Consider the following 26,523-nt stretch of genomic DNA (forward strand, 5'->3'; position numbering starts at 1 on the left):
GTTTTTCGCGTCCCGGTAACGGATAAAAGCCCCGCAACACGTTGCGGGGCTTTTTACATTCGACGGCCGGTAAATACGCTCGTCGCGCCGTGACAACCCGGAAACGAGCCCTTGCAGGGAATACGGCATGAAGCAGCAGGCAGGCATTGGTATTCTGTTAGCACTCACAACGGCGGTATGTTGGGGCGCTTTGCCAATAGCAATGAAGCAAGTGCTGGAGGTGATGGAGCCTCCTACCGTGGTGTTCTACCGTTTTTTAATGGCAAGCGTTGGCCTTGGCGCTATTCTTGCGGTTAAAAAAAAGCTCCCTCCGTTGCGTATTTTTCGCAAAGCGCGTTGGCTGGTGTTGCTGGCTATCGCAACCGGTGGGCTGTTCGGTAACTTCATTCTGTTTAGTTCATCCTTGCAGTATTTGAGCCCAACGGCTTCGCAGGTTATCGGTCAGCTGTCACCGGTTGGTATGATGATCGCCAGCGTCTTTATCCTGAAAGAAAAGATGCGCGGCACGCAGGTGATTGGCGCCATTATGCTTCTGAGCGGCCTGGTCCTGTTTTTTAATACCAGTCTGATCGAAATTTTTACCCGACTCACCGATTACACCTGGGGCGTTATCTTTGGTGTCGGTGCGGCGATGGTCTGGGTGAGCTATGGGGTCGCGCAAAAGGTGTTATTGCGCCGCCTGGCATCACCGCAGATCCTGTTTTTACTGTACACTTTATGTACGATTGCGTTGTTGCCGCTGGCTAAACCCGGTGTCATCACGCAGCTCAGCGACTGGCAGCTGGCATGCCTGATATTCTGCGGCCTGAATACGCTGGTAGGATATGGCGCTCTCGCGGAAGCAATGGCGCGTTGGCAGGCGGCGCAGGTGAGCGCTCTTATCACGCTCACACCGCTGTTTACGTTGTTATTTTCAGATTTATTATCACTGGCCTGGCCCGATTTCTTCGCCAGACCGATGCTAAACCTATTAGGTTATCTCGGTGCGTTTATCGTGGTTGCGGGCGCGATGTATTCCGCCATTGGTCATCGAATTTGGGGCGGTTTACGTAAGCATGAAACGGTGGTTTCGCAACCCCGCTCAGGCGAATGATTTACGGAGAGTAAAATGAAGTTTGTTGATGAAGCATCGATTCTGGTCGTTGCAGGTGATGGCGGTAATGGTTGCGTCAGCTTCCGCCGCGAAAAGTACATCCCAAAAGGCGGTCCGGACGGTGGTGATGGTGGTGACGGTGGTGACGTTTGGCTGGAAGCCGACGAAAACCTGAACACGCTGATCGATTACCGTTTTGAAAAATCATTCCGTGCGGAACGTGGTCAGAATGGCGCGAGCCGTGATTGCACCGGTAAGCGTGGCAAAGACGTTACCATTAAAGTACCTGTTGGTACGCGTGTTATCGATCAGGGCACGGGCGAAACCATGGGCGACATGACCAAACACGGTCAGCGTCTGATGGTCGCTAAAGGTGGCTGGCACGGTCTGGGCAATACCCGTTTCAAATCCTCGGTTAACCGTACTCCGCGTCAGAAAACAATGGGTACGCCGGGTGATAAGCGCGATCTGATGCTGGAGCTGATGCTGCTGGCGGACGTGGGTATGCTGGGCATGCCAAACGCTGGGAAATCGACGTTTATCCGTGCGGTGTCCGCGGCGAAGCCGAAAGTCGCTGATTATCCGTTTACCACCCTGGTGCCGAGCTTGGGCGTGGTGCGTATGGACAACGAAAAGAGCTTCGTGGTTGCCGACATTCCGGGACTGATTGAAGGCGCGGCTGAAGGCGCAGGCCTGGGCATCCGCTTCCTGAAACACCTGGAACGTTGCCGTGTACTGCTTCACCTCATCGATATCGATCCGATTGATGGCTCTGATCCAGTTGAAAACGCACGTATCATTATTGGCGAACTGGAAAAATACAGTCAGGATCTGGCATCTAAACCGCGCTGGTTAGTGTTCAACAAAATTGATTTGATGGACAAGGCTGAAGCGGAAGAGAAAGCGAAAGCTATCGCCGAAGCGTTGGGTTGGGAAGGTAAATATTACCTGATCTCTGCCGCCAGCCAACTGGGCGTGAAAGATCTCTGCTGGGATGTGATGACCTTTATCATCGAGAACCCGATTGTTCAGGCTGAAGAAGCGAAACAGCCAGAGAAAGTTGAGTTCATGTGGGATGATTATCACCGCCAGCAGCTCGCTGAAGTCGAAGACGAAGCGGAAGATGACTGGGATGACGATTGGGACGAAGACGACGAAGAAGGCGTTGAGTTCATCTACAAGCGTTAATCGCATTAAAAACCCCGGCCATGTTGCCGGGGTTTTTGTTTCCAGGTCTCACTGTAGGCCGGATAAGGCACGTTAATGCCGCCATCCGGCAATCAAATTACCCATTTAGTTGTTCTGATAAATATCCTTGTACAACCGGCTCTCGAAGCGCACCAACGGAATACGGCGATTACGCTGGTCAGCTGGCTCTACCGCATAACCAGATAAATACTGCACGAATGCCATGCGTTGGCCGCTTGCCGTGGTGATGAAACCTGCGAGGTTATAAACCCCCTGCAGCGAGCCTGTCTTCGCCGATACTTTGCCATCCACACCAGCCTGATGCAGACCCGCACGGTATTGCAGAGAGCCGTCGTGGCCCGCCAGCGGCAGCATAGTGATAAAGTTCAGCTCGTTATCGTGTTGAGCGATATATTGCAGCACCTGCATCATGGTCGCTGGGGCAATCAGGTTATGGCGGGAGAGGCCAGAACCGTCGGCAATAATAGTGTTGCCGATATCGACGCCTGCCTGCTGACGCAAAATCTGGCGCACGGCGTCAGAACCCGCCCGCCAGGTGCCCGGCACGTTAAATCGGGCATGACCAATCATACGGAAAACGGTATCGGCAATCATGTTGTCCGATTTTTTCAGCATAATCTTAAGCAGGTCGTGCAGCGGTGCCGACTGCTTACTGACCACCACCGTTCCTGGTTCGTTGACCAACGTCTGGCGCAGCAGTGTACCGCTGTAGGTGATACCTGCTTGTTTTAGCTCATCTTTGATAATTGCCCCGGCATAGCTGGCACCGTCCTGAATGGCGAACGCCAGCGGCAGCGGATCGGCACGTTGTGGCAGGCATCCAGTCAACGTATAGCGGTTGAGATCACCGGGAACCACATCCAGTTCACAATATTGCGCTTCCGCAGAACCTCGGGCGAGAGTTCGCACCTGACTGAACATGGTGACCGGGTAATAAGATGCCACGCGAATAAAGGCGAGATCGTTGGGTTTTTGCGCGCTGTAGAGTGAAACCGAGAAACAGTTTCTATCGACAATAGCCGCTGCGGGCGGTGCGCTAAAACACTGCGTCATGTCGTTCCAGGGCCAGCCGGGCGCTTTATCATGACTGGCAAAAATAGATGTGTCGATCAGGACATTCCCGGCAATTTGCGTCACACCTGATTTTTTCAGGGTTGCCACCATATTGCGAATATCCTGGCGTTTTAGCGTCGGATCGGCACCAAATCGTGCCACTAAGTCACCTTTCAATACGCCGCCTTCCACGCTGCCTTTGGTCTCGAGCGTGGTGGTAAAACGAAAGTCAGGCCCGAGCTGAATCAATGCCGCCAGCGCGGTGATTACTTTCTGGGTACTGGCGGGCAGCGCCATCTGCTGGCTATGAAAATCAATCGCGGGTGCAGGTGCGCCAACCTTCTGTACCATAAGGGCGAGGTTGGCCCCGGCAGGGAGCTGATTGATATACTCGTCGACGTTCGCAGCCTGAACGCTGAACGCTATACTGGCAGTCAATCCGATGGTAAATCTGGAAAATCGCATAATCTCGCGCTAACAACCTGGAAACAGGCCGTCATACTACGGCGCAACGCCCCAAAAAGTAAACGATGACCCATAAGGAACTCCAGGGTAAAATGATCATCAAATAGAGAATTGTAGCTGACCTGGGACCTTGAGCCCCGGGTCGGTATTTTTTTGCTTCTGACTCTGGCATGACACACGCCAGGGTGGGCTTAGCAGCCGGGGTGAGAGCAACTACCCCCTACAGGAATGTTCAAGAGGTATAACAAATGCAAGCTATCCCGATGACCTTACGTGGTGCTGAAAAACTGCGCGAAGAGCTGGATTTTCTGAAATCTGTGCGCCGTCCTGAAATTATTGCCGCTATCGCTGAAGCGCGTGAGCACGGTGACCTGAAAGAGAACGCGGAGTATCACGCGGCGCGCGAACAGCAGGGTTTCTGCGAAGGACGCATTAAAGATATCGAAGCTAAACTGTCCAACGCGCAGGTAATCGACGTTACTAAAATGCCGAACAATGGCCGCGTTGTTTTCGGTGCGACGGTTACCGTTCTGAATCTCGATAACGATGAAGAGCAGACCTGGCGTATTGTCGGCGATGATGAAGCCGATTTTAAACAGAACCTGATTTCAGTGAACTCGCCTATCGCTCGTGGCCTGATCGGTAAAGAGCAGGATGACGTCGTAGTTATCAAAACGCCGGGCGGCGAAGTGGAATATGAAGTGACGAAGGTAGAATACCTGTAATTCGCATCTTGGTTAAGATGTTGATACATTGTAAAGAAAGGAAAAAGGCCGCATAGCGGCCTTTTATCAACGAAGAGAGCGTGGCATTTTGCTCTCCTGCTAGCGGAAAACCCCGCGTTTTACACAAACTTCGTGTGCAACTTTGGGATATTCTTAGCGTGGCAGCGAGATTTTACGTTCTTTAGTCGGGCGATACAGTACCAGCGTTTTGCCGATGACCTGTACATTGCAGGCGCCGGTTTCGCGTACGATAGCTTCCACGATCAAGGTTTTAGTATCGCGATCTTCCGAGGCGATTTTCACCTTGATAAGTTCATGGTGCTCTAACGCTTGTTCAATCTCGGCCAGTACCCCTTCGGTCAAACCATTATTGCCAAGCATAACTACAGGCTTGAGCGGATGTGCCAGACCTTTCAGGTGCTGTTTTTGTTTAGTACTCAGATTCATCGTATATTTTTGCTTACGTTGGGATTGAAAACGGGTCATTCTACCGCCATCTCCCATATATCACCAAATAGCTGTGTAGAAATTTACACCATTGGTTACGATGAACTGCCCTTTGGGAATGTGAAATGACAGGTAAAAAGCGTTCTGCCAGCTCGAGTCGCTGGCTTCAGGAACACTTTAGCGATAAATATGTTCAACAGGCGCAGAAAAAGGGGTTACGTTCCCGTGCCTGGTTTAAACTTGATGAAATACAGCAAAGTGACAAAATTTTTAAACCGGGGATGACGATAGTTGATCTCGGTGCTGCACCCGGTGGCTGGTCGCAATATGCAGTTACGCAGATCGGCAACACCGGCCGCATTATCGCTTGCGATCTTTTACCTATGGATCCAATCGTTGGTGTGGACTTCCTTCAGGGCGACTTTCGTGATGAATTAGTCCTGAAAGCGTTACTTGAACGCGTAGGTGACAGTAAAGTACAAGTTGTCATGTCTGATATGGCGCCAAATATGTGTGGAACACCGGCGGTGGATATTCCCCGGGCCATGTATCTGGTAGAGCTGGCGCTTGGAATGGCTCGTGATGTATTAGCGCCAGGTGGTAGTTTTGTAGTGAAGGTGTTCCAGGGCGAAGGCTTCGATGAGTATCTAAGAGAGATTCGCTCCCTGTTTACGAAGGTCAAAGTTCGTAAGCCGGACTCTTCTCGCGCCCGTTCGCGTGAAGTGTATATTGTAGCGACCGGGCGTAAACCATAACCGGCAGATTTCAAACGAAAGTTTGAAAGAAACTGGATATAGAGTATCCTGACGCTGTTTTTAACACAGTTGTAATATGAGGTTAATCCCTTGAGTGACATGGCGAAAAACCTAATTCTCTGGCTGGTCATTGCCGTTGTGCTGATGTCAGTATTCCAGAGCTTTGGGCCCAGCGAGTCTAATGGCCGTAAGGTTGATTACTCTACCTTCCTGCAAGAGGTCAATCAGGACCAGGTTCGTGAAGCGAAGATCAACGGACGTGAGATTAACGTTACCAAGAAAGATAGTAACCGTTACACGACCTACATCCCGGTTAACGATCCGAAGCTGCTTGATAACCTGCTGACCAAAAACGTCAAGGTTGTTGGCGAACCACCTGAAGAGCCGAGCCTGCTGGCTTCTATCTTCATTTCCTGGTTCCCAATGCTGCTGCTGATTGGTGTCTGGATCTTCTTCATGCGTCAGATGCAGGGCGGTGGTGGCAAAGGTGCCATGTCGTTCGGCAAGAGCAAAGCGCGCATGCTGACGGAAGATCAGATCAAAACGACTTTTGCTGACGTTGCGGGTTGTGACGAAGCAAAAGAAGAAGTCGCTGAGCTGGTTGAGTATCTGCGCGAACCGAGCCGTTTCCAGAAACTGGGCGGTAAAATCCCGAAAGGCGTCCTGATGGTCGGTCCTCCGGGTACGGGTAAAACCCTGTTGGCGAAGGCTATCGCAGGTGAAGCGAAGGTTCCATTCTTCACAATTTCCGGTTCTGATTTCGTGGAAATGTTCGTGGGTGTCGGTGCATCTCGTGTGCGTGACATGTTCGAACAAGCCAAGAAAGCGGCACCGTGCATCATCTTCATCGATGAAATCGATGCCGTAGGCCGCCAGCGTGGCGCAGGTCTGGGCGGTGGTCACGATGAACGTGAACAGACGCTGAACCAGATGCTGGTTGAGATGGACGGCTTCGAAGGTAACGAAGGTATTATCGTTATCGCAGCAACTAACCGTCCAGACGTTCTTGACCCTGCGCTGCTGCGTCCAGGCCGTTTCGACCGTCAGGTTGTGGTTGGTCTGCCAGACGTTCGCGGTCGTGAACAGATCCTGAAAGTGCATATGCGTCGCGTACCGCTGTCTCCGGATATCGATGCGGCAATCATTGCACGTGGTACGCCTGGCTTCTCCGGTGCGGACCTCGCGAACCTGGTGAACGAAGCGGCGCTGTTTGCTGCTCGTGGCAACAAGCGCGTAGTGTCGATGGTTGAGTTCGAAAAAGCGAAAGACAAAATCATGATGGGTGCGGAACGTCGCTCCATGGTGATGACGGAAGCGCAGAAAGAATCTACCGCGTATCACGAAGCTGGCCACGCGATTATCGGTCGCCTGGTACCGGAACACGATCCGGTGCACAAAGTAACGATTATCCCGCGCGGTCGTGCGCTGGGTGTGACCTTCTTCCTGCCTGAAGGCGACGCAATCAGCGCCAGCCGTCAGAAACTGGAAAGTCAGATCTCCACACTGTACGGTGGCCGTCTGGCGGAAGAGATCATCTACGGTGCTGAACATGTTTCTACCGGTGCGTCGAACGACATTAAAGTCGCGACTAACCTGGCGCGTAACATGGTTACTCAGTGGGGCTTCTCCGATAAACTCGGTCCGTTGCTGTACGCTGAAGAAGAAGGCGAAGTGTTCCTGGGACGTTCTGTGGCGAAAGCGAAACACATGTCCGATGAAACCGCTCGCATTATCGATCAGGAAGTTAAGCTGCTGATTGAGCGTAACTATGACCGTGCACGTCGTTTGCTGAACGAAAACATGGACATTCTGCACTCGATGAAAGATGCGCTCATGAAATATGAGACCATCGATGCGCCGCAGATTGACGATCTGATGGCTCGCCGCGACGTGCGTCCGCCAGCGGGTTGGGAAGAACCGGGTTCTTCTAACAACAACTCTGGCAGCACCGGCAAGCCGAGTGCACCGCGTCCGGTTGATGAACCGCGTGCGCCGGACTCTGGCACTATGTCAGAGCAACTGGGCGACAAATAAGTTATCGTTGATGATGACCGTGTTTTGATTGAAAACCCTGGGGCTTGCTCCGGGGTTTTTCTTATCTGCATATTCAAGATTTTACCAGGGATAAAACTATGAAACTCTTTGCTCAGGGTTCTTCACTGGATCTCAGCCATCCGCACGTCATGGGGATTTTGAACGTCACGCCAGACTCATTTTCCGATGGTGGAGCGCACAACTCTCTGGTTGAGGCGGTAAAACACGCAAACCTGATGATTAACGCCGGGGCGACTATCATTGATGTGGGCGGTGAGTCCACGCGTCCGGGCGCGGCTGATGTGAGTGTGGAAGAAGAGTTGCAGCGAGTGATCCCAGTGGTCGAGGCGATTGCCCAGCGTTTTGAAGTGTGGATTTCGGTCGATACCTCAAAACCCGAAGTGATTCGCGAATGCGCCAGAGTTGGCGCGCATATCATCAATGATATTCGCTCACTCTCGGAGCCTGGAGCGCTGGAAGCCGCAGCGGAGACCGGATTACCGGTTTGCCTGATGCATATGCAGGGGCAGCCGAAAACCATGCAGGAAGCGCCAAAGTATGAGGATGTTTTTGCTGAGGTAAACCATTACTTTGTTGAGCAAATAGCACGTTGCGAGCGGGCTGGAATCACAAAAGATAAATTGTTGCTCGACCCCGGATTCGGATTCGGTAAAAATCTCACTCACAACTACATATTACTGGCACGTTTGTCTGAGTTTCATCATTTTAATCTGCCATTGCTGGTTGGGATGTCACGAAAATCAATGGTTGGCCAGTTACTGAATGTGGGGCCATCTGAACGCCTGAGCGGTAGCCTTGCGTGCGCGGTGATTGCCGCAATGCAGGGGGCGCAGATCGTTCGTGTCCATGACGTCAAAGAAACCGTAGAAGCGATGCGTGTGGTGGAAGCCACATTGTCTGCAAAGGAAAAAAAACGCTATGAGTAATCGTAAATATTTTGGCACTGATGGGATCCGCGGTCGCGTAGGCGATGCCCCAATTACTCCTGACTTTGTGCTCAAGCTGGGCTGGGCTGCAGGGAAAGTGCTTGCTCGTCATGGTTCACGTAAAATTATTATCGGTAAAGATACGCGTATTTCCGGCTATATGCTGGAGTCTGCGCTGGAAGCGGGCCTGGCTGCCGCCGGACTCTCAGCCTCATTCACAGGGCCAATGCCAACACCCGCCGTTGCGTATCTGACGCGCGCCTTCCGTGCTGAGGCCGGGATTGTTATCTCCGCTTCTCACAACCCGTACTATGACAACGGGATTAAATTCTTCTCTACCGACGGGACTAAACTGCCGGATGCAGTGGAAGAAGCCATTGAAGCCGAGATGGAAAAAGCGATCACCTGCGTGGATTCCGCTGAACTGGGTAAAGCCACGCGTATCGTTGATGCTGCCGGTCGCTATATCGAGTTTTGCAAAGGCACCTTCCCGAACGAACTGAGTCTGAATGAGCTTAAAATTGTGGTGGATTGCGCTAACGGTGCGACGTACCACATTGCGCCAAATGTACTGCGTGAACTGGGTGCAAACGTGATTGCCATTGGCTGTGAGCCAAACGGTGTGAATATCAATGAAGAAGTCGGCGCCACCGACGTCCGTGCCCTGCAGGCGCGCGTGATTGCGGAAAAAGCCGATCTGGGTATTGCACTGGATGGCGATGGCGACCGCGTCATTATGGTTGATCACGAAGGTAATAAGGTCGATGGCGATCAGATCATGTACATCATCGCCCGTGAAGCCCTGCGTCAGGGTCAGCTGCGCGGTGGCGCGGTAGGTACGCTGATGAGCAACATGGGCCTCGAGCTGGCGCTAAAACAGCTGGGTATTCCGTTTGCCCGTGCAAAAGTTGGCGACCGTTATGTGCTGGAAAAAATGCAGGAAAAAGGCTGGCGTATCGGTGCCGAAAACTCAGGTCATGTGATCCTGCTGGACAAAACCACTACTGGTGACGGTATCGTGGCGGGTCTGCAGGTGCTGGCGGCGATGGTACGCAACCATATGAGCCTGCACGACCTGTGCAGCGGCATGAAAATGTTCCCACAGCTGCTGGTTAACGTACGATACACAGCAGGTAGCGGCGATCCACTGGAACATGAAAACGTGAAAGCGGTGATGGCGGAAGTGGAAGCGGCGCTGGGTAACCGTGGACGCGTCCTGCTGCGTAAGTCTGGTACCGAACCGTTAATTCGTGTGATGGTTGAAGGTGAAGACGAAGCGCAGGTGACTGAATTCGCCCACCGTATTGCCGATGCTGTGAAAGCGGCCTAATTCCGAAGAAAGTGAAAGCCGGAGTCTGAGACTCCGGCTTTTTTTTACTGTACGGCAAGCTGCTGTTTACGTCGGCGCTGCCAGAAGTAACCACCGACCATCAGTAGCACAAGGACTGCCAGCCACGGCAGAACCGCCAGCAGATGTCCAGACCGGGCAAAGGTTAGCGCAATCATCAGTAGCCAACCGCCCAGCATCGGAATCGCGGTACGCTTAACAATATCCACAGGCGAGACGCCTGCAATTCCCGCGATAGCAATGATGACGCCAGCAATAGGCGATAACGTACGACCAATACCCGCCGAGATCTGGATAGGCAACATCATGACAGCGATATCGCTACCGATATGACGGCTGATGTCCGGCACCATGGGTGCGAAGGAGAAAAATGCCGCATTCCCGGAGCCCATCAGCGCTGAAATTGCGAAGGTGATCAGGGTCATCAGCAGGATAATAGAGGCGGCGCTGAGGCCAAATTCACCGGAAAGTGACAACAGTGCGTCAACGGCACCAATGGCTTTCAGTCCGGCGGAAAAGACTTCACCGGCGATAATCAGCGTCACGACGGTGGCAAAAACGCTGCCCATGCTGTCAAAAACCTTTTGTACGCCAGCCATCACCTCACGCGCCTTGCGATGACGGCAGTACTCACAAACCAGCGTAATAGCGAGGCTTATCAGTACAGCGGTATCCAGCGTGATCTTGAGAGAGCTGAATACTAAATCGCTGCACACCAGCATCAATACCAGCGGCAGCATGGGCAGAAACAGCCAGGCGATAGGTGCGTCGGCTTCATCAGTCGCCGTTAATGTCTGCATTTGCTGGGCTGCATTGTCGCCACTTTCCCGACGGTCAAAAAAGCGTTGCACAACAATATGCAGTAGGGCGATGAAAAGAATGACGGGCACAACGATCGGCAACTGATCCTGCACGAAATAGTTCACGACCTCGATGCCTGCAGTTTTGGCGGCGAGAACAGAGTTGCCGGAACCGGGGCCAAACTCAACCGCACAGGTACTGGCGATAACGGCGGCAACCGCGGCGCGGCTACAGCCAAGACGGGTAAGCAGCGGGTAAAGCGTCGCCATCAACAGCAGACCCAATCCGGTGGCGCTGCTGATAAACAGCGACAGGAATTGACCCAATAGCAGTGCCAGCCCCAGCAGCAGATAAGGCGAGTTCAGCCGTTGCAAAGGACGAGACGTCACCCGAACCAGTACCTGGCTTGCGCCAATGGCTGACATGTAGGTGGCAAAACCACCAATCAGCATAATTTGCAGTCCGAGGCCGCCGAGACGCACGCTCAGGGTATCGCGAATAAACTCAAAGGCGTCAAAGGGGCCAAATCCGGTGCTCTTTTTCACCAGGCCACTGAGTGAGGTCATTCCGCTAAAATGCGCGATAAGCAACAGCACAATCCCGGTCAATAACAGTACCGACTGGGGGTGATATTTTTTGAGGATCAGACGTCCGGCAAAAATGATGGCGATTAGCGCCAGTAGCAATGACATTCTTGCCCCCTTACTCGAAGTTGCCGGTAACCAGGCACTCGCCATCCCGCAGCAACGGTTTACCCGCGGCAAACAGATGGGCCAGCGAGAGGTCATCATTGAGTACACAGATATCAGCACGTTCTCCGGCGCAGAGCACGCCCCCGGAAATACCCAGCGAGCGCGCAACGTTTGCCGTCAGCATCGCGATGGCCTGTGACACCGGAATCCCGACATCAATCAGGCGAGGAAGCAGGTTAAGATTGCCTGCGACCGGTGCCGCGCTTAAACCTTCAACGATACCCTGAGCGTTAAAGCGCGGAACGCTGCCATTACCGTCAGAACTGATCGTGATGCGATCCGCCGGAACCTGCGCTTCCAGGGCGTGGAGGATCGCCTGTTCCTGAGGTGTAAAGCGGCTGCCGCCAGACGTAACGTCGATATGGCCGCCGCGATGGGCGAAAGCAATCGCCTGTTCGAACAAGGGTTCAGTTCTCGCAACATGCGTCGGTGAAATATGGTGAATCGGAATACCCGCATCACACAGCTCAATAAGTTGCGACATCCCTTCCGGCAGATTCCCCAGGTGCACATGCAGCAAGCCCTTTTTCCCAGCCAGCAGGGAAGCGACGCGAATATCGCTCACTATCCTCAGCAACTCCTGGAAAGAGGGGTAAGAACCGCGGTGATCGGCGAGGGCGATTTTTACACCAAGAATTGCCGGAATGAAGGCCATATCATCGCGGATGGATCGCGTAATAGTTGGGCTGGGAACGGCGTAGGCTCCCGTGTGCATAAACGCGCGTAATCCCTCAAGGTTGAGTGACTGCATTTTAGCGTAGAGATCTTTGGGCGAACGGGAAATGGCATCGGTGCCTAACACGCCAACCACCGTGGTAATACCCGCCTGAATCAGATCGCGCAGCTTGACGGCGGGCGTCCGACTGGCAAATCCGGCTTCACCACCGCCACCGGTAAGATGAACATGCTGATCGATGATACCAGGGATAACCCATTTACCCCGACAATCGATGACCTCGTTGATGCCATCAAACAATGAAATATCTTTTTCTACCGCCACAATTCGGTCGGCATGAATGAGCAGGGAGCAGAGGCCTAAATCCTCAGGAGAAAAAACACGGGCATTGGTCAATAAAGTAAACATAGCGGTCCTGTCAAACGTCGAGGGTGAGAGTCGGCAGGTGAAACGAAATATTGTTGTTATGATGCCCACCATAAAGCCATTACTATAACTATGACTATTACCGATTTGTTATTGGAGGATGCGGTTATGGTATGGCGGAGAGCACAACGTGGATTGTAAGTGGCTGGAAGATTTTCTGGCCTTGAGCCAGCATGGAAACTACTCTCAGGCCGCGGCGCAGCGGCATATTACTCAACCTGCGCTGAGTCGGCGTATAAAGGCCCTGGAAGAGGTGCTGGGCGTACCTTTGTTTGACCGGACAACGACCCCCGTCACGTTGACGCGCTATGGTGAACGCTTTGAACCTTATGCCCGGCACGTTCTCAGCACGTTAAGAGAGGCAAGCCATGAGCTGTCGGCGATGACGCCAGCAACGGATAACACGCTGGTGATGGTTAGCCTGCATACGCTGTCGGTGAATATCCTGCCGGATATGATCAACTACCTGCGACAGAGTGAGCCGCAGTTAAACTTTACGGTAAACGCCAGTATCCAGGGGATAGACAACCACTTCAATGCCCTGATGAACCGGCAAATTGATTTACTGGTAACCTACGATTTACCGTCTGCCCAGCCGGGGCTGGAGATCGCCGGAGGGTTAAAACGTTCCCTATGGCGGTATGAGCGATTTATACCGGTTATTTCAGCCCAGTTGGCTGATGCGCTTAATGATCCGCATGCTCCGATTCCGTGGCTATGCTACAGCGACTACACCTTTGTCAGACGTATTATTGAGTCGGCAGAACAACGCGTCCGCCCACGGCTAAAAAAAGTATTTGAGAGTGGTTTAAGCGAAACGATACGAGAAATGGTACTGCGCCATATGGGAATGGCCTGGTTACCTGAATCGATGGTTGCGGAAGAGTTGGTGAATCAGCAAATTATTCACTGCTGGCCAGAAAATACAGACCTGATTTGTGAAATCCCCGTTGTGGTATGGGCGAATCTTGAAGATCAACGTGCCGTTATGCAGAGATGCTGGGAGAAGTTGCTGCGTTTTTGATTGATGTGGCGATTTTTTCCGCAGTTGATACAATGCTAACAAATTGCCCTTGCGAAGGTTATTCGCTTTGGTTAGTATTCACACCCGCTTCAGTGGGAAACAGTAAACATTCCCGCTTTAATGGTCGAAGCATTGTACGCGGCAACTCCGCAAGGAACAGGTTGATTATGCACGAAGCTCTTTTAGTAGTTTTCCTTATTGTGGCAATTGGTCTGGTAGGCTTGATCATGCTGCAGCAAGGCAAAGGCGCTGATATGGGAGCCTCTTTTGGCGCAGGCGCTTCTGGTACTCTGTTTGGTTCAAGTGGTTCTGGTAACTTCATGACCCGTATGACAGCTGTATTGGGAACCTTGTTCTTCATCATCAGTCTGGTGCTGGGTAACATGAACAGCAATAAGACCAATAAAGGAAGTGAGTGGGAAAATCTGAGCGCACCGGCGAAAACCGAGCAAACTCAGCCAGCTGCTCCGGCTCAGCCGACCAGCGATATCCCACGCTAAGTATTCTGTACCGAGGTGGTGGAATTGGTAGACACGCTACCTTGAGGTGGTAGTGCCCTAACGGGCTTGTGGGTTCGAGTCCCATCCTCGGTACCAAATTCCAAAAAAAAGACGCTGCAAAGCGTCTTTTTTTTCGTCTGTTATTTATGACTGTCCTGTATAAGGTGTCCGTAGGCATGATAAGCGTAGCGCCATCAGGTGTTGTAATAATGTCGGATGGCGGCGTAAACGCCTTATCCGACCTACACCGCGCATAAAAAAGGCCGCTTTCGCGGCCTTAAGATAGTGAATCTTTACTTCGCCTTATTTTCCAGATTCTCAACCTGCGGCAGGCCGGTTGCGGAAGAGGCGGTCAGCAGGCCAGACTGCGCATAGCCGAACAGCTTCTCGCGGGTATCGGTGATATCCAGATTACGCATGGTCAACTGACCGATACGGTCGTCCGGAGAGAATACGGAGTCGCCTTTTTCCATCGTCAGACGTTCTGGTTTGTACGTCAGATTGTCAGACACGGTGTTGAGGATTGAGTAGTCATTACCGCGACGCAGTTCCAGCGTCACTTCACCGGTAATCTGGCTGGCAACCCAACGTTGCAGACCGTCACGCAGCATCAGCGCCTGAGAGTCGAACCAGCGGCCCTGATACAGCAGACGACCCAGCTGGCGACCGTGCGCGTGATACTGCTCGATGGTATCCTCGTTGTGAATACCGGTCAGCAGACGCTCGTAGGCGATATGCAGCAATGCCATCCCCGGGGCTTCGTAGATGCCACGGCTCTTCGCTTCAATGATACGGTTTTCAATCTGATCGCTCATACCCAGACCGTGACGGCCGCCGATACGGTTGGCTTCCAGCATCATCTCAACGTCGTCGCTGAAGGTTTTACCGTTCAGAGCAACCGGATGACCCTGTTCAAAACGCACGGTCACTTCTTCTGCCGGGATCTTCACGCTCTCATCCCAGAACTTCACGCCCATAATCGGGTTAACGATTTTGACGCTGGAGTTCAGGAATTCCAGATCTTTTGCTTCGTGAGTCGCGCCGAGCATATTGGAGTCTGTTGAGTACGCTTTCTCAACGGACATCTTGTAGTCGAAACCACAGGCAATCATAAATTCGGACATCTCATGGCGACCGCCGAGTTCATCGATAAAATCGGTATCCAGCCATGGTTTGTAAATCTGCAGTTCGGCGTTGGTCAGCAGACCGTAACGATAGAAACGTTCAATATCGTTACCTTTATAGGTGCTACCGTCACCCCAGATATTTACGCCATCTTCTTTCATGGCGGCAACCAGCATGGTGCCGGTCACGGCACGGCCCAGCGGGGTGGTATTGAAATAGGTCAGTCCGCCGGTGGTGTTGTGGAATGCACCGCACTGAATGGCAGCGATCCCTTCGGCAACCAGCTGCTTACGGCAATCTACCAGGCGAGCATTCTCAGCACCATATTCCATTGCACGGCGAGGAATGGCGTCATAGTCATCCTCATCCGGCTGGCCCAAATTCGCAGTATATGCATATGGGACAGCCCCTTTTTGTCGCATCCACAGCAGTGCTGCGCTGGTGTCCAGGCCGCCGGAAAAAGCGATACCAATACGTTGACCTACCGGGAGATGCTTGAGAATCGTCGTCATAAAATAAAACCCTGCTTGATAGACTGGTGAAGAGGTCGGCTTATTATACTAATTGCATTTTTATGCAAAATAAATGAGTTTTCATTTAATCATCTTTTCTGGATGACAGGAAGAGTTTAGTGATAATTTCGTTAAATAACGGCGTGGGCGGCATATTTATCTTGCTGGACTAGCGCTGGGCAGCATTCATTGATTTGCATAGTCGTAACAAGGTTGACATAACGCATAGTGAATCAATATACTGTGCGCAGATTTTACGTCCCGTCTCGGTACCAAATCCCAGCAGTATTTGCATTTTTTACCCAAAACGAGTAAAATTTGCCACGTTTCAGGCGCGGGGTGGAGCAGCCTGGTAGCTCGTCGGGCTCATAACCCGAAGGTCGTCGGTTCAAATCCGGCCCCCGCAACCACTTTCCCTTAGAGTTCTTTTTCAAATATACTGTGAAGACTTAGGCCTTCGTAGCTGGATTTGAAAAAAATTCTTTCGGAAGGTTCTCCGAACCGCAGGTGCGGTTATAGGGTTCAGTTATCTAAAGCCCCGATTTATCGGGGTTTTTTGTTATCTGACTACAGAATAACTGGGCTTTAGGCCCTTTTTTTATGTCTTGGGGGTGGGCTTGTCCACATTAGAGCAAAAATTAACAGAGATGATTACAGCGCCAGTTGAAGCCCTGGGCTACGAACTGGTCGGCATCGAATTTATTCGTGGTCGCACATCCACACTGCGCATCTATATTGATAGTGAAGATGGCATCAATGTTGATGATTGTGCTGATGTGAGCCATCAGGTAAGCGCCGTGATGGATGTCGAAGACCCAATCACCGTTGCCTATAACCTGGAAGTCTCCTCTCCGGGTCTCGACCGTCCTCTGTTCACAGCTGAACACTACGTGCGTTTCCTGGGTGAAGAAGTCACGCTGGTTCTTCGTATGGCGGTACAAAACCGTCGTAAATGGCAGGGCGTTATCAAAGCGGTGGACGGTGAGATGATCACGGTCACAGTCGAAGGCAAAGATGAAGTGTTCGCGCTGAGTAATATCCAGAAGGCGAACCTGGTTCCCCACTTTTAACAGTCTGGATTGAGGTGAAAAGCCCGCGATGAACAAAGAAATTTTGGCTGTTGTTGAAGCCGTATCCAACGAAAAAGCGCTGCCACGCGAGAAAATTTTTGAAGCGCTGGAAAGTGCGCTGGCTACAGCAACAAAGAAAAAATATGAGCAAGAGATCGACGTTCGCGTAGAAATCGATCGTAAAAGCGGTGATTTCGATACCTTCCGTCGTTGGGTAATCGTAGAAGAAGTTACTCAGCCGACCAAAGAAATTACGCTGGAAGCGGCACGCTTCGAAGACGAAAGTCTGAACGTGGGCGAATATGTTGAAGATCAGATTGAATCTGTCACCTTTGACCGTATCACTACCCAGACCGCGAAGCAGGTTATCGTACAGAAAGTACGTGAAGCTGAACGCGCAATGGTTGTTGATCAGTTCCGCGAACATGAAGGCGAAATCGTCACCGGTGTGGTGAAGAAAGTAAACCGCGACAACATTTCACTGGATCTGGGCAGCAATGCTGAAGCTGTGATCCTGCGTGAAGACATGCTGCCGCGTGAAAACTTCCGCCCTGGTGACCGTATTCGTGGTGTTCTGTACTCAGTTCGCCCGGAAGCGCGCGGTGCACAGCTGTTCGTAACCCGTTCCAAGCCGGAAATGCTGATTGAGCTGTTCCGCATTGAAGTGCCGGAAATCGGCGAAGAAGTTATCGAAATTAAAGCGGCTGCTCGCGATCCGGGATCGCGTGCGAAAATCGCCGTTAAGACCAACGACAAGCGTATTGATCCGGTCGGCGCCTGTGTTGGTATGCGCGGTGCGCGCGTTCAGGCGGTTTCTACCGAACTGGGCGGCGAGCGTATCGATATCGTCCTGTGGGATGATAACCCGGCGCAGTTCGTGATTAACGCAATGGCACCAGCAGACGTCGCTTCTATCGTGGTGGATGAAGACAAACACACCATGGATATCGCGGTTGAAGCCGGTAACCTGGCTCAGGCGATTGGACGTAATGGTCAGAACGTCCGCCTGGCTTCACAACTGAGCGGTTGGGAACTCAACGTGATGACCGTTGATGACCTGCAAGCGAAGCATCAGGCTGAAGCACATGCAGCCATCGATACCTTCACCAAATATCTCGATATCGATGAAGATTTCGCGACCGTTCTGGTGGAAGAAGGTTTTGCGACGCTGGAAGAACTGGCCTACGTGCCAATGAAAGAACTGCTGGAAATTGACGGCCTGGATGAACAGACCGTTGAAGCGCTGCGCGAGCGTGCTAAAAACGCACTGACCACTCTGGCACTGGCCCAGGAAGAAAGCCTCGGTGATAACAAACCGGCTGACGATCTGCTGAATCTGGAAGGATTGGATCGTGAGATGGCCTTCAAACTGGCGGCCCGTGGTGTTTGTACGCTGGAAGATCTCGCTGAACAGGGCATTGATGATCTGGCTGATATCGAAGGGTTGACCGACGAAAAAGCCGGTGAGCTGATTATGGCTGCCCGTAATATTTGCTGGTTCGGCGACGAAGCGTAATAAACTGTAGCAGGAAGGAACAGTATGACAGATGTAACCGTAAAAACGCTGGCTGCAGAGATACAGACTTCCGTAGATCGCCTGGTACAGCAATTTGCTGATGCCGGTATCCCGAAGTCTGCTGACGACTCTGTGTCCGCACAAGAGAAACAAACCTTACTGGCGCATTTGAACCGTGAAAACGGCTCAGCGCCGGATAAGTTGACATTGCAGCGTAAAACGCGCAGTACTCTCAATATTCCAGGTACCGGTGGAAAAAGCAAATCGGTACAAATCGAAGTCCGCAAGACACGCACCTTTGTGAAACGCGATCCGCAAGAGGCTGAACGCCTTGCCGCGGAAGAGCAGGCGCAGCGTGAAGCGGAAGAGCAAGCCCGTCGTGAGGCAGAAGAAGCTGCCAAACGCGAGGCGCAACAAAAAGCCGAACGTGAGGCCGCAGAACAAGCTAAGCGTGAAGCCGCTGATAAAGCGAAACGTGAAGCTGCGGAAAAAGACAAAGTGAGCAATCAACAGACCGACGATATGACTAAAACCGCCCAGGCCGAAAAAGCCCGCCGTGAAAATGAAGCCGCAGAACTGAAGCGTAAAGCGGAAGAAGAAGCACGTCGCAAGCTTGAAGAAGAAGCGCGCCGCGTAGCGGAAGAAGCTCGCCGTATGGCGGAAGAAAACGAGAAAAATGGTGTGAATAACGCTGAACCTGTCGAAGACACCAGTGATTATCACGTCACCACCTCTCAGCATGCTCGCCAGGCTGAAGACGAGAACGATCGTGAAGTTGAAGGCGGTCGTGGTCGTACTCGCAGCACTAAAGCTGCGCGTCCGGCGAAGAAAGGTAACAAACACGCTGAATCTAAAGCTGACCGTGAAGAAGCACGTGCAGCGGTTCGCGGCGGTAAAGGCGGTAAGCAGCGTAAAGGTTCCGCTCTGCAGCAGGGCTTCCAGAAGCCAGCTCAGGCCGTTAACCGTGACGTTGTGATCGGCGAAACCATCACCGTTGGCGATCTGGCGAACAAGATGGCGGTCAAAGGTTCTCAGGTCATCAAAGCAATGATGAAACTGGGCGCAATGGCGACCATCAACCAGGTCATCGACCAGGAAACCGCACAGCTGGTTGCCGAAGAGATGGGCCACAAAGTTATCCTGCGTCGTGAAAACGAGCTGGAAGAAGCAGTAATGAGCGACCGTGACACCGGCGCTGCGGCTGAACCGCGCGCACCGGTAGTGACCATCATGGGTCACGTTGACCACGGTAAAACGTCTCTGCTGGACTACATTCGTTCAACGAAAGTGGCCTCTGGCGAAGCGGGCGGCATTACTCAGCACATCGGTGCGTACCACGTTGAAACTGACAACGGTATGATCACCTTCCTGGACACCCCGGGTCACGCCGCGTTTACCTCCATGCGTGCTCGTGGTGCTCAGGCAACGGATATCGTTGTTCTGGTTGTTGCAGCAGACGACGGCGTGATGCCGCAGACTATCGAAGCTATCCAGCACGCGAAAGCGGCAGGTGTGCCGGTAGTTGTTGCAGTCAACAAAATCGATAAACCGGAAGCGGATCCAGATCGCGTTAAAAACGAACTGTCCCAGTACGGCATCATGCCGGAAGAGTGGGGCGGCGAGAGCCAGTTCGTTCACGTTTCTGCGAAAGCGGGTACCGGTATCGACGAACTGCTGGATGCTATCCTGCTGCAAGCCGAAGTACTGGAACTGAAAGCTGTGCGTAAAGGTATGGCGAGCGGTGCGGTTATCGAATCCTTCCTGGATAAAGGTCGTGGCCCGGTTGCTACCGTCCTGGTTCGCGAAGGTACCCTGAACAAGGGCGATATCGTTCTGTGTGGTTTCGAATACGGCCGCGTTCGTGCGATGCGTAACGAACTGGGTCAGGAAGTACTGGAAGCGGGTCCGTCCATTCCGGTGGAAATCCTCGGTCTGTCCGGTGTTCCGGCTGCGGGTGACGAAGTTACTGTTGTTCGTGACGAGAAGAAAGCGCGTGAAGTTGCACTGTACCGTCAGGGCAAATTCCGTGAAGTTAAACTGGCTCGTCAGCAGAAATCTAAACTTGAGAACATGTTCGCCAACATGACCGAAGGCGAAGTTCACGAAGTGAACATCGTGCTGAAGGCTGACGTACAGGGTTCTGTAGAAGCGATTTCCGACTCTTTACTGAAACTGTCTACCGACGAAGTAAAAGTGAAGATCATCGGTTCTGGCGTAGGTGGTATCACCGAAACCGACGCGACCCTGGCTGCGGCATCCAACGCGATTCTGGTTGGCTTCAACGTACGTGCTGATGCCTCTGCACGTAAAGTTATCGAATCAGAAAGTCTGGATCTGCGTTACTACTCCGTCATCTATCATCTGATCGACGAAGTGAAAGCAGCGATGAGCGGCATGCTGTCTCCGGAACTGAAACAGCAGATCATTGGTCTGGCTGAAGTTCGTGATGTGTTCAAATCACCGAAATTCGGCGCTATCGCAGGCTGTATGGTTACCGAAGGCACGATTAAACGTCACAACCCAATCCGCGTACTGCGCGACAACGTGGTTATCTATGAAGGCGAGCTGGAATCCCTGCGCCGCTTCAAAGATGACGTTAACGAAGTCCGTAACGGTATGGAATGTGGTATCGGCGTTAAGAACTACAACGACGTTCGCGTTGGCGATATGATCGAAGTGTTCGAGATCATCGAGATCAAACGTACAATTGCTTAAGGTTGTTCGGGTGTAGGCCGGATAAGGCGTTTACGCCGACATCCGGCAATGTAATGCCTGATGGCGCTACGCTTATCAGGCCTACAGCCTAATCACCGAATTATTTTCAAAAGGGGCTGAATGCCCCTTTTTTGTCTGGAGAATTTATTATGGCGAAAGAATTTGGTCGCCCGCAGCGTGTCGCGCAGGAGATGCAGAAAGAAATCGCACTCATCCTGCAACGCGAAATCAAAGACCCGCGTGTTGGTATGATGACCACCGTATCGGGTGTTGAGATGTCCCGTGATCTGGCATATGCCAAAGTATTCGTGACTTTCCTCAACGATCAGGACGAAGCTGCCGTGAAAAACGGCATTAAGGCACTGCAGGAAGCCTCTGGTTTTATCCGCTCTCTGCTGGGTAAAGCAATGCGTCTGCGTATCGTGCCTGAGCTGACCTTCTTCTACGACAACTCGTTGGTTGAAGGGATGCGCATGTCCAACCTGGTGACCAGCGTGGTGAAACATGACGATGAGCGTCGTGTGAACCCAGCGGACGACAGCAAGGAGGACTGATGAGTCGTCCTCGTCGTCGTGGTCGCGATATTCACGGTGTCCTGCTGCTGGATAAGCCGCAGGGCATGTCCAGCAATGACGTGCTGCAAAAAGTAAAGCGCATCTACAATGCCAACCGCGCGGGACATACCGGCGCGTTGGATCCGCTGGCGACAGGTATGCTGCCTATCTGCCTTGGTGAAGCGACAAAGTTTTCACAGTATTTGCTGGATTCTGACAAACGCTATCGCGTGGTTGCCCGTCTGGGCCAGCGTACTGACACTTCCGATGCCGATGGGCAGATCGTGCAGGAGCGTCCGGTAACCTTCACCGCAGAACAACTGGAGAGCGCGCTGGAGACTTTCCGCGGCGATATCGAGCAGATTCCATCGATGTATTCGGCGCTGAAGTATCAGGGTAAGAAGCTGTACGAATATGCGCGTCAGGGCATTGAAGTGCCGCGTGAAGCGCGCCCGATTACCGTCTATGAGCTGCTGTTTATCCGTCACGAGGGTAACGAACTGGAGCTGGAAGTTCACTGCTCCAAAGGCACCTATATTCGTACCATCGTTGACGATCTCGGTGAGAAGCTGGGCTGCGGCGCGCACGTAACGTATCTGCGTCGTCTGACGGTCAGCAAGTATCCGGTGGATCGTATGGTCACGCTGGAACACCTGCGTGAGCTGGTCGAACAGGCAGAACAGCAGAACATTCCGGCGGCTCAACTGCTTGATCCTTTGCTGATGCCAATGGACAGTCCGGCATCGGACTATCCTGTTGTTAATTTGCCTTTAACATCGTCGGTTTACTTTAAAAATGGTAATCCGGTACGGACGACAGGCGCCCCGCTGGAAGGGCTGGTACGCGTGACGGAAGGCGATGACGGCAAGTTTATTGGCATGGGGGAGATGGACGATGAAGGTCGTGTCGCCCCTCGCCGCCTGGTGGTTGAGTATCCTGCATAGTGCTCTCTGTCTTGCGATAAAAGGGCGCTGCGAGTAGAATACTGCCGCTTAACGTCGCGTAAATTGTTTAACAATCTGCGTGGCGTACACTGGGATAGCTGAATTAGAGATCGGCATCCTTTCATTCTTATCACTTTGGAGTTTTAAAATGTCTCTAAGTACTGAAGCTACCGCTAAAATCGTTTCTGAGTTTGGTCGTGATGCAAACGACACCGGTTCTACCGATGTTCAGGTTGCTCTGTTGACTGCACAGATTAACCACCTGCAGGGCCACTTTGCAGAGCACAAAAAAGATCACCACAGCCGTCGTGGTCTGCTGCGCATGGTTTCTCAGCGTCGTAAACTGCTCGACTACCTGAAACGTAAAGATGTTGCACGTTACACCGCGCTGATCGAGCGTCTGGGCCTGCGTCGCTAATTCTTTCGAGTTTCAGAAAGAGGGGGCCTTCATGGCCCCTTTTTTCCAGCAGATGGCAGCAATTCGCTGGAAACTAATGTATTGTTGCTATGAATGATCTTCCGTTGCAGAGGTTCGCGCGGCTAATGAGAGGCTTTACTCATGCTTATGGGTTAGGGTTGTCATTAGTCGCGAGGATGCGCAGAAGATCGGGTATTAACGATGGCGCAAAAATGTGCCGTCAAAAAATAGAGAAAGGATATTATTTTGCTTAATCCGATCGTTCGTAAATTCCAGTACGGTCAGCATACCGTTACGCTGGAAACCGGCATGATGGCGCGTCAGGCGACCGCCGCTGTTATGGTTAGCATGGATGACACCGCGGTATTCGTTACCGTTGTTGGCCAGAAAAAAGCGAAACCAGGCCAGGACTTTTTCCCGCTGACCGTTAACTATCAGGAGCGTACTTACGCTGCTGGCCGTATCCCGGGTAGCTTCTTCCGTCGTGAAGGCCGTCCGAGCGAAGGCGAAACCCTGATCGCGCGTCTGATTGACCGTCCGGTTCGCCCGCTGTTCCCGGAAGGCTTCGTTAACGAAGTTCAGGTTATCGCGACCGTTGTTTCCGTTAACCCGCAGGTTAACCCGGACATCGTGGCAATGATTGGTGCATCTGCTGCGCTGACTCTGTCTGGTATCCCATTCAACGGCCCGATCGGTGCTGCACGTGTTGGTTACATCAATGACCAGTACGTACTGAACCCGACTCAGGACGAACTGAAAGAAAGCAAGCTGGACCTGGTTGTTGCAGGTACTGAAGCAGCCGTACTGATGGTTGAATCCGAAGCTGAACTGCTGAGCGAAGACCAGATGCTGGGCGCTGTTGTGTTCGGTCACGAACAGCAGCAGGTTGTGATTCAGGCGATCAACGAGCTGGCGAAAGAAGCTGGCAAACCGCGTTGGGACTGGCAGCCAGAAGCCGTCAACGAAGCGCTGAACGCACGCGTTGCCGCACTGGCAGAAGCTCGCTTGAGCGATGCTTACCGTATCACTGACAAACAAGAGCGTTATGCTCAGGTTGACGTGATCAAGTCTGAAACCATCGCGACTCTGGTGGCTGAAGACGAAACCCTGGACGCTAACGAACTGGGTGAAATCCTGCACGCTATCGAGAAAAACGTTGTTCGCAGCCGCGTACTGGCAGGCGAGCCGCGCATCGATGGCCGTGAAAAAGACATGATTCGTGGCCTGGACGTGCGTACTGGCGTTCTGCCGCGTACCCACGGTTCCGCACTGTTCACCCGTGGCGAAACTCAGGCGCTGGTTACTGCGACCCTGGGCACTACTCGTGATGCGCAGAACCTCGACGAACTGATGGGCGAGCGTACTGACAACTTCCTGTTCCACTACAACTTCCCTCCGTACTGCGTAGGTGAAACCGGTATGGTCGGTTCTCCGAAGCGTCGTGAGATTGGTCACGGCCGTCTGGCGAAGCGTGGCGTACTGGCAGTAATGCCGGAACTGGATAAATTCCCGTACACCGTACGTGTGGTTTCTGAAATCACCGAATCTAACGGTTCTTCTTCCATGGCTTCCGTATGTGGCGCTTCCCTGGCGCTGATGGACGCAGGCGTGCCGATCAAAGCAGCCGTTGCGGGTATCGCGATGGGTCTGGTGAAAGAAGGTGACAACTTTGTTGTTCTGTCTGACATCCTGGGCGACGAAGACCACCTGGGCGATATGGACTTCAAAGTGGCGGGTTCCCGCGACGGTATCTCTGCACTGCAGATGGATATCAAAATTGAAGGTATCACCAAAGAGATCATGCAGGTTGCTCTGAACCAGGCTAAAGGTGCGCGTCTGCACATCCTGGGTGTGATGGAACAAGCGATCAACGCTCCGCGTGGCGATATTTCTCAGTTCGCTCCGCGTATCCACACTATCAAGATCAGCCCGGACAAGATCAAAGACGTTATCGGTAAAGGCGGTTCTGTTATCCGTGCTCTGACCGAAGAAACCGGCACCACCATTGAAATCGAAGATGATGGCACCGTGAAGATTGCTGCGACCGACGGTGAGAAAGCGAAATATGCTATCCGTCGTATCGAAGAGATCACCGCAGAGATCGAAGTAGGCCGTATCTACAATGGTAAAGTGACCCGTATCGTTGACTTTGGCGCATTCGTTGCCATCGGTGGCGGTAAAGAAGGTCTGGTACACATCTCTCAGATCGCTGATAAGCGCGTTGAGAAAGTGACCGACTACCTGCAGATGGGCCAGGAAGTACCGGTCAAAGTTCTGGAAGTTGATCGCCAGGGCCGTGTACGTCTGAGCATTAAAGAAGCAACTGAGCAGTCTCAGCCTGCAGGCGAACCGGAAGCTCCGGCAAGCCAGGGCGAGTAAGGTTGCCATTGCCCTCCGTGAAAGCGGAGGGCCTTTAACCCGGCAGGATGCCTTGTTAGCAACCGGGGAACCTGGACGTTCATTCAATCGTTGTCTTCGGGAGTGGGAAATGAAGCCTTTTTTGCGCTGGTGTTTCGTTGCGACAGCACTCACGCTGGCTGGATGCAGTAATTCCGCCTGGCGAAAGAGTGAAGTCCTCGCAGTACCATTGCAACCGACTTTGCAGCAGGAAGTGATTCTGGCACGTATGGAACAAATTCTTGCCAGTCGGGCTTTAACCGATGACGAACGCGCACAGCTTTTATATGAGCGCGGAGTGTTGTATGATAGTCTCGGTCTGAGGGCACTGGCGCGAAATGATTTTTCACAAGCGCTGGCAATCCGACCAGATATGCCTGAAGTATTCAATTACTTAGGTATATATTTAACGCAGGCAGGCAATTTTGATGCTGCCTATGAAGCGTTTGATTCTGTACTTGAGCTTGATCCAACTTACAACTACGCGCACTTAAATCGCGGTATCGCATTGTATTACGGCGGTCGCGACAAGTTAGCGCAAGATGATCTGCTAGCGTTTTATCAAGACGATCCCAATGATCCTTTCCGTAGTCTGTGGCTTTATCTTGCCGAGCAGAAGCTCGATGAGAAGCAGGCTAAAGAAGCGTTGAAGCAACGCTTTGAGAAATCGGATAAAGAGCAATGGGGATGGAACATTGTCGAGTTCTACCTGGGCAACATTAGCGAAGCAACGCTGATGGAACGCCTGAAGGCGGACGCAACGGATAACACCTCGCTCGCTGAGCATCTCAGTGAAACCAACTTCTATTTAGGTAAGTACTACCTAAGTCTGGGGGATTTGGACAACGCTACGGCATTGTTCAAACTGGCGGTGGCTAACAACGTTCATAACTTTGTTGAGCACCGATACGCATTGTTGGAATTATCGCTCCTGGGCCAGGACCAAGATGACCTGGCAGAATCGGACCAGCAATAGCTGACGTACACATCAGCCCGTAATCTTTTTTGATTGCCATC

General features: G+C 52.4%; 22 protein-coding genes and 2 tRNA genes. 19 read left to right on the top strand and 5 right to left on the bottom strand.

Going from position 1 to position 26,523, the window contains the following annotated elements; all coding sequences use genetic code 11:
- Nucleotides 1-127 precede the first annotated feature (127 nt).
- Nucleotides 128-1,093, top strand: a complete 966-nt coding sequence (locus JQN59_RS02500) for a DMT family transporter (protein ID WP_008785922.1) — start codon at nt 128-130, stop codon at nt 1,091-1,093.
- Nucleotides 1,094-1,108: 15 nt separating this feature from the next.
- Nucleotides 1,109-2,281 (top strand): Obg family GTPase CgtA, encoded by a 1,173-nt coding sequence (gene cgtA, locus JQN59_RS02505; RefSeq protein ID WP_003828732.1) that lies wholly within the window; start codon nt 1,109-1,111, stop codon nt 2,279-2,281.
- Nucleotides 2,282-2,386: 105 nt separating this feature from the next.
- On the opposite strand, the gene dacB is transcribed toward cgtA, so the two are convergent.
- Nucleotides 2,387-3,820 carry a serine-type D-Ala-D-Ala carboxypeptidase gene (gene dacB / locus JQN59_RS02510; protein ID WP_103014948.1) on the bottom strand — a complete coding sequence of 478 codons (1,434 nt, stop codon included), beginning with the start codon at nt 3,818-3,820 and terminating at the stop codon, nt 2,387-2,389.
- Nucleotides 3,821-4,068: 248 nt separating this feature from the next.
- Between dacB and greA the strand changes: the two genes are divergently transcribed.
- Nucleotides 4,069-4,545, top strand: a complete 477-nt coding sequence (gene greA, locus JQN59_RS02515) for a transcription elongation factor GreA (protein WP_003025019.1) — start codon at nt 4,069-4,071, stop codon at nt 4,543-4,545.
- Between the two features lie 153 nt (nt 4,546-4,698).
- On the opposite strand, the gene yhbY is transcribed toward greA, so the two are convergent.
- A complete protein-coding gene (gene yhbY, locus JQN59_RS02520) occupies nt 4,699-4,992 on the bottom strand; it encodes a ribosome assembly RNA-binding protein YhbY (RefSeq protein ID WP_003025016.1) in 294 nt (97 codons plus the stop codon).
- 125 nt (nt 4,993-5,117) lie between these two features.
- On the opposite strand from yhbY, the gene rlmE reads away from it, so the two are divergent.
- The 4 genes from rlmE (at nt 5,118) to glmM (ending at nt 10,058) form a co-directional block, all read left to right on the top strand.
- Nucleotides 5,118-5,747 carry a 23S rRNA (uridine(2552)-2'-O)-methyltransferase RlmE gene (rlmE, locus tag JQN59_RS02525; protein ID WP_003025015.1) on the top strand — a complete coding sequence of 210 codons (630 nt, stop codon included), beginning with the start codon at nt 5,118-5,120 and terminating at the stop codon, nt 5,745-5,747.
- Nucleotides 5,748-5,846: 99 nt separating this feature from the next.
- Nucleotides 5,847-7,781 (top strand): ATP-dependent zinc metalloprotease FtsH, encoded by a 1,935-nt coding sequence (ftsH, locus tag JQN59_RS02530; RefSeq protein ID WP_003025013.1) that lies wholly within the window; start codon nt 5,847-5,849, stop codon nt 7,779-7,781.
- Between the two features lie 98 nt (nt 7,782-7,879).
- A complete protein-coding gene (gene folP / locus JQN59_RS02535; RefSeq protein ID WP_149607303.1) occupies nt 7,880-8,728 on the top strand; it encodes a dihydropteroate synthase in 849 nt (282 codons plus the stop codon).
- On the top strand, nt 8,721-10,058 hold the full coding sequence (gene glmM / locus JQN59_RS02540) for a phosphoglucosamine mutase (RefSeq protein WP_008785919.1): 1,338 nt from the start codon (nt 8,721-8,723) through the stop codon (nt 10,056-10,058). Before folP ends, glmM begins: the two co-directional genes overlap by 8 nt.
- A 44-nt stretch (nt 10,059-10,102) precedes the next feature.
- Here glmM and dcuC read toward each other — a convergent pair whose 3' ends face one another.
- Together dcuC and iadA are read right to left on the bottom strand one after the other, a co-directional pair.
- A complete protein-coding gene (gene dcuC / locus JQN59_RS02545; protein ID WP_048215463.1) occupies nt 10,103-11,569 on the bottom strand; it encodes a C4-dicarboxylate transporter DcuC in 1,467 nt (488 codons plus the stop codon).
- Between the two features lie 10 nt (nt 11,570-11,579).
- On the bottom strand, nt 11,580-12,713 hold the full coding sequence (iadA, locus tag JQN59_RS02550) for a beta-aspartyl-peptidase (RefSeq protein WP_103014949.1): 1,134 nt from the start codon (nt 12,711-12,713) through the stop codon (nt 11,580-11,582).
- A 148-nt stretch (nt 12,714-12,861) separates the two neighbouring features.
- On the opposite strand from iadA, the gene JQN59_RS02555 reads away from it, so the two are divergent.
- The 3 genes from JQN59_RS02555 (at nt 12,862) to JQN59_RS02565 (ending at nt 14,351) form a co-directional block, all read left to right on the top strand.
- The gene (locus JQN59_RS02555; protein ID WP_103014950.1) at nt 12,862-13,755 is read left to right on the top strand and encodes a LysR family transcriptional regulator; all 894 of its coding nucleotides are present in this window, start codon (nt 12,862-12,864) and stop codon (nt 13,753-13,755) included.
- Nucleotides 13,756-13,922: 167 nt separating this feature from the next.
- Nucleotides 13,923-14,255, top strand: coding sequence for a preprotein translocase subunit SecG (gene secG, locus JQN59_RS02560; protein ID WP_003025000.1), 333 nt, complete (start codon nt 13,923-13,925; stop codon nt 14,253-14,255).
- 9 nt (nt 14,256-14,264) lie between these two features.
- A tRNA-Leu gene (locus JQN59_RS02565) sits at nt 14,265-14,351 on the top strand.
- 197 nt (nt 14,352-14,548) lie between these two features.
- Here JQN59_RS02565 and argG read toward each other — a convergent pair.
- On the bottom strand, nt 14,549-15,892 hold the full coding sequence (gene argG / locus JQN59_RS02570; RefSeq protein WP_005131837.1) for an argininosuccinate synthase: 1,344 nt from the start codon (nt 15,890-15,892) through the stop codon (nt 14,549-14,551).
- A 333-nt stretch (nt 15,893-16,225) separates the two neighbouring features.
- Here argG and JQN59_RS02575 point away from each other — a divergent pair.
- The 9 genes from JQN59_RS02575 to nlpI all read left to right on the top strand — a co-directional run bounded on the left by JQN59_RS02575 (nt 16,226) and on the right by nlpI (nt 26,482).
- Nucleotides 16,226-16,302: transfer RNA gene (locus JQN59_RS02575), tRNA-Met, on the top strand.
- A gap of 207 nt (nt 16,303-16,509) precedes the next feature.
- Entirely contained in the window at nt 16,510-16,962 is a 453-nt protein-coding gene (rimP, locus tag JQN59_RS02580; RefSeq protein WP_003024996.1) for a ribosome maturation factor RimP, read from the top strand.
- 28 nt (nt 16,963-16,990) lie between these two features.
- Nucleotides 16,991-18,478 carry a transcription termination factor NusA gene (nusA, locus tag JQN59_RS02585; protein WP_003024992.1) on the top strand — a complete coding sequence of 496 codons (1,488 nt, stop codon included), beginning with the start codon at nt 16,991-16,993 and terminating at the stop codon, nt 18,476-18,478.
- A 24-nt stretch (nt 18,479-18,502) separates the two neighbouring features.
- Nucleotides 18,503-21,193: a translation initiation factor IF-2 gene (infB, locus tag JQN59_RS02590; RefSeq protein WP_003828710.1), complete on the top strand. Its 2,691-nt coding sequence runs from the start codon at nt 18,503-18,505 to the stop codon at nt 21,191-21,193.
- A 149-nt stretch (nt 21,194-21,342) separates the two neighbouring features.
- Entirely contained in the window at nt 21,343-21,747 is a 405-nt protein-coding gene (rbfA, locus tag JQN59_RS02595; protein WP_003024988.1) for a 30S ribosome-binding factor RbfA, read from the top strand.
- Nucleotides 21,747-22,691 carry a tRNA pseudouridine(55) synthase TruB gene (gene truB, locus JQN59_RS02600; protein WP_149607304.1) on the top strand — a complete coding sequence of 315 codons (945 nt, stop codon included), beginning with the start codon at nt 21,747-21,749 and terminating at the stop codon, nt 22,689-22,691. The genes rbfA and truB overlap by 1 nt, the downstream gene beginning before the upstream one ends.
- A 148-nt stretch (nt 22,692-22,839) precedes the next feature.
- Entirely contained in the window at nt 22,840-23,109 is a 270-nt protein-coding gene (gene rpsO / locus JQN59_RS02605) for a 30S ribosomal protein S15 (protein WP_000059465.1), read from the top strand.
- Nucleotides 23,110-23,355: 246 nt separating this feature from the next.
- On the top strand, nt 23,356-25,488 hold the full coding sequence (pnp, locus tag JQN59_RS02610) for a polyribonucleotide nucleotidyltransferase (protein WP_008785911.1): 2,133 nt from the start codon (nt 23,356-23,358) through the stop codon (nt 25,486-25,488).
- 109 nt (nt 25,489-25,597) lie between these two features.
- The gene (gene nlpI, locus JQN59_RS02615; RefSeq protein ID WP_003024982.1) at nt 25,598-26,482 is read left to right on the top strand and encodes a lipoprotein NlpI; all 885 of its coding nucleotides are present in this window, start codon (nt 25,598-25,600) and stop codon (nt 26,480-26,482) included.
- Nucleotides 26,483-26,523: the final 41 nt, after the last annotated feature.

Origin of the sequence: Citrobacter sp. B72 (assembly GCF_016894305.1) — a bacterium.
Classification (GTDB): Bacteria; Pseudomonadota; Gammaproteobacteria; order Enterobacterales; family Enterobacteriaceae; genus Citrobacter; species Citrobacter portucalensis.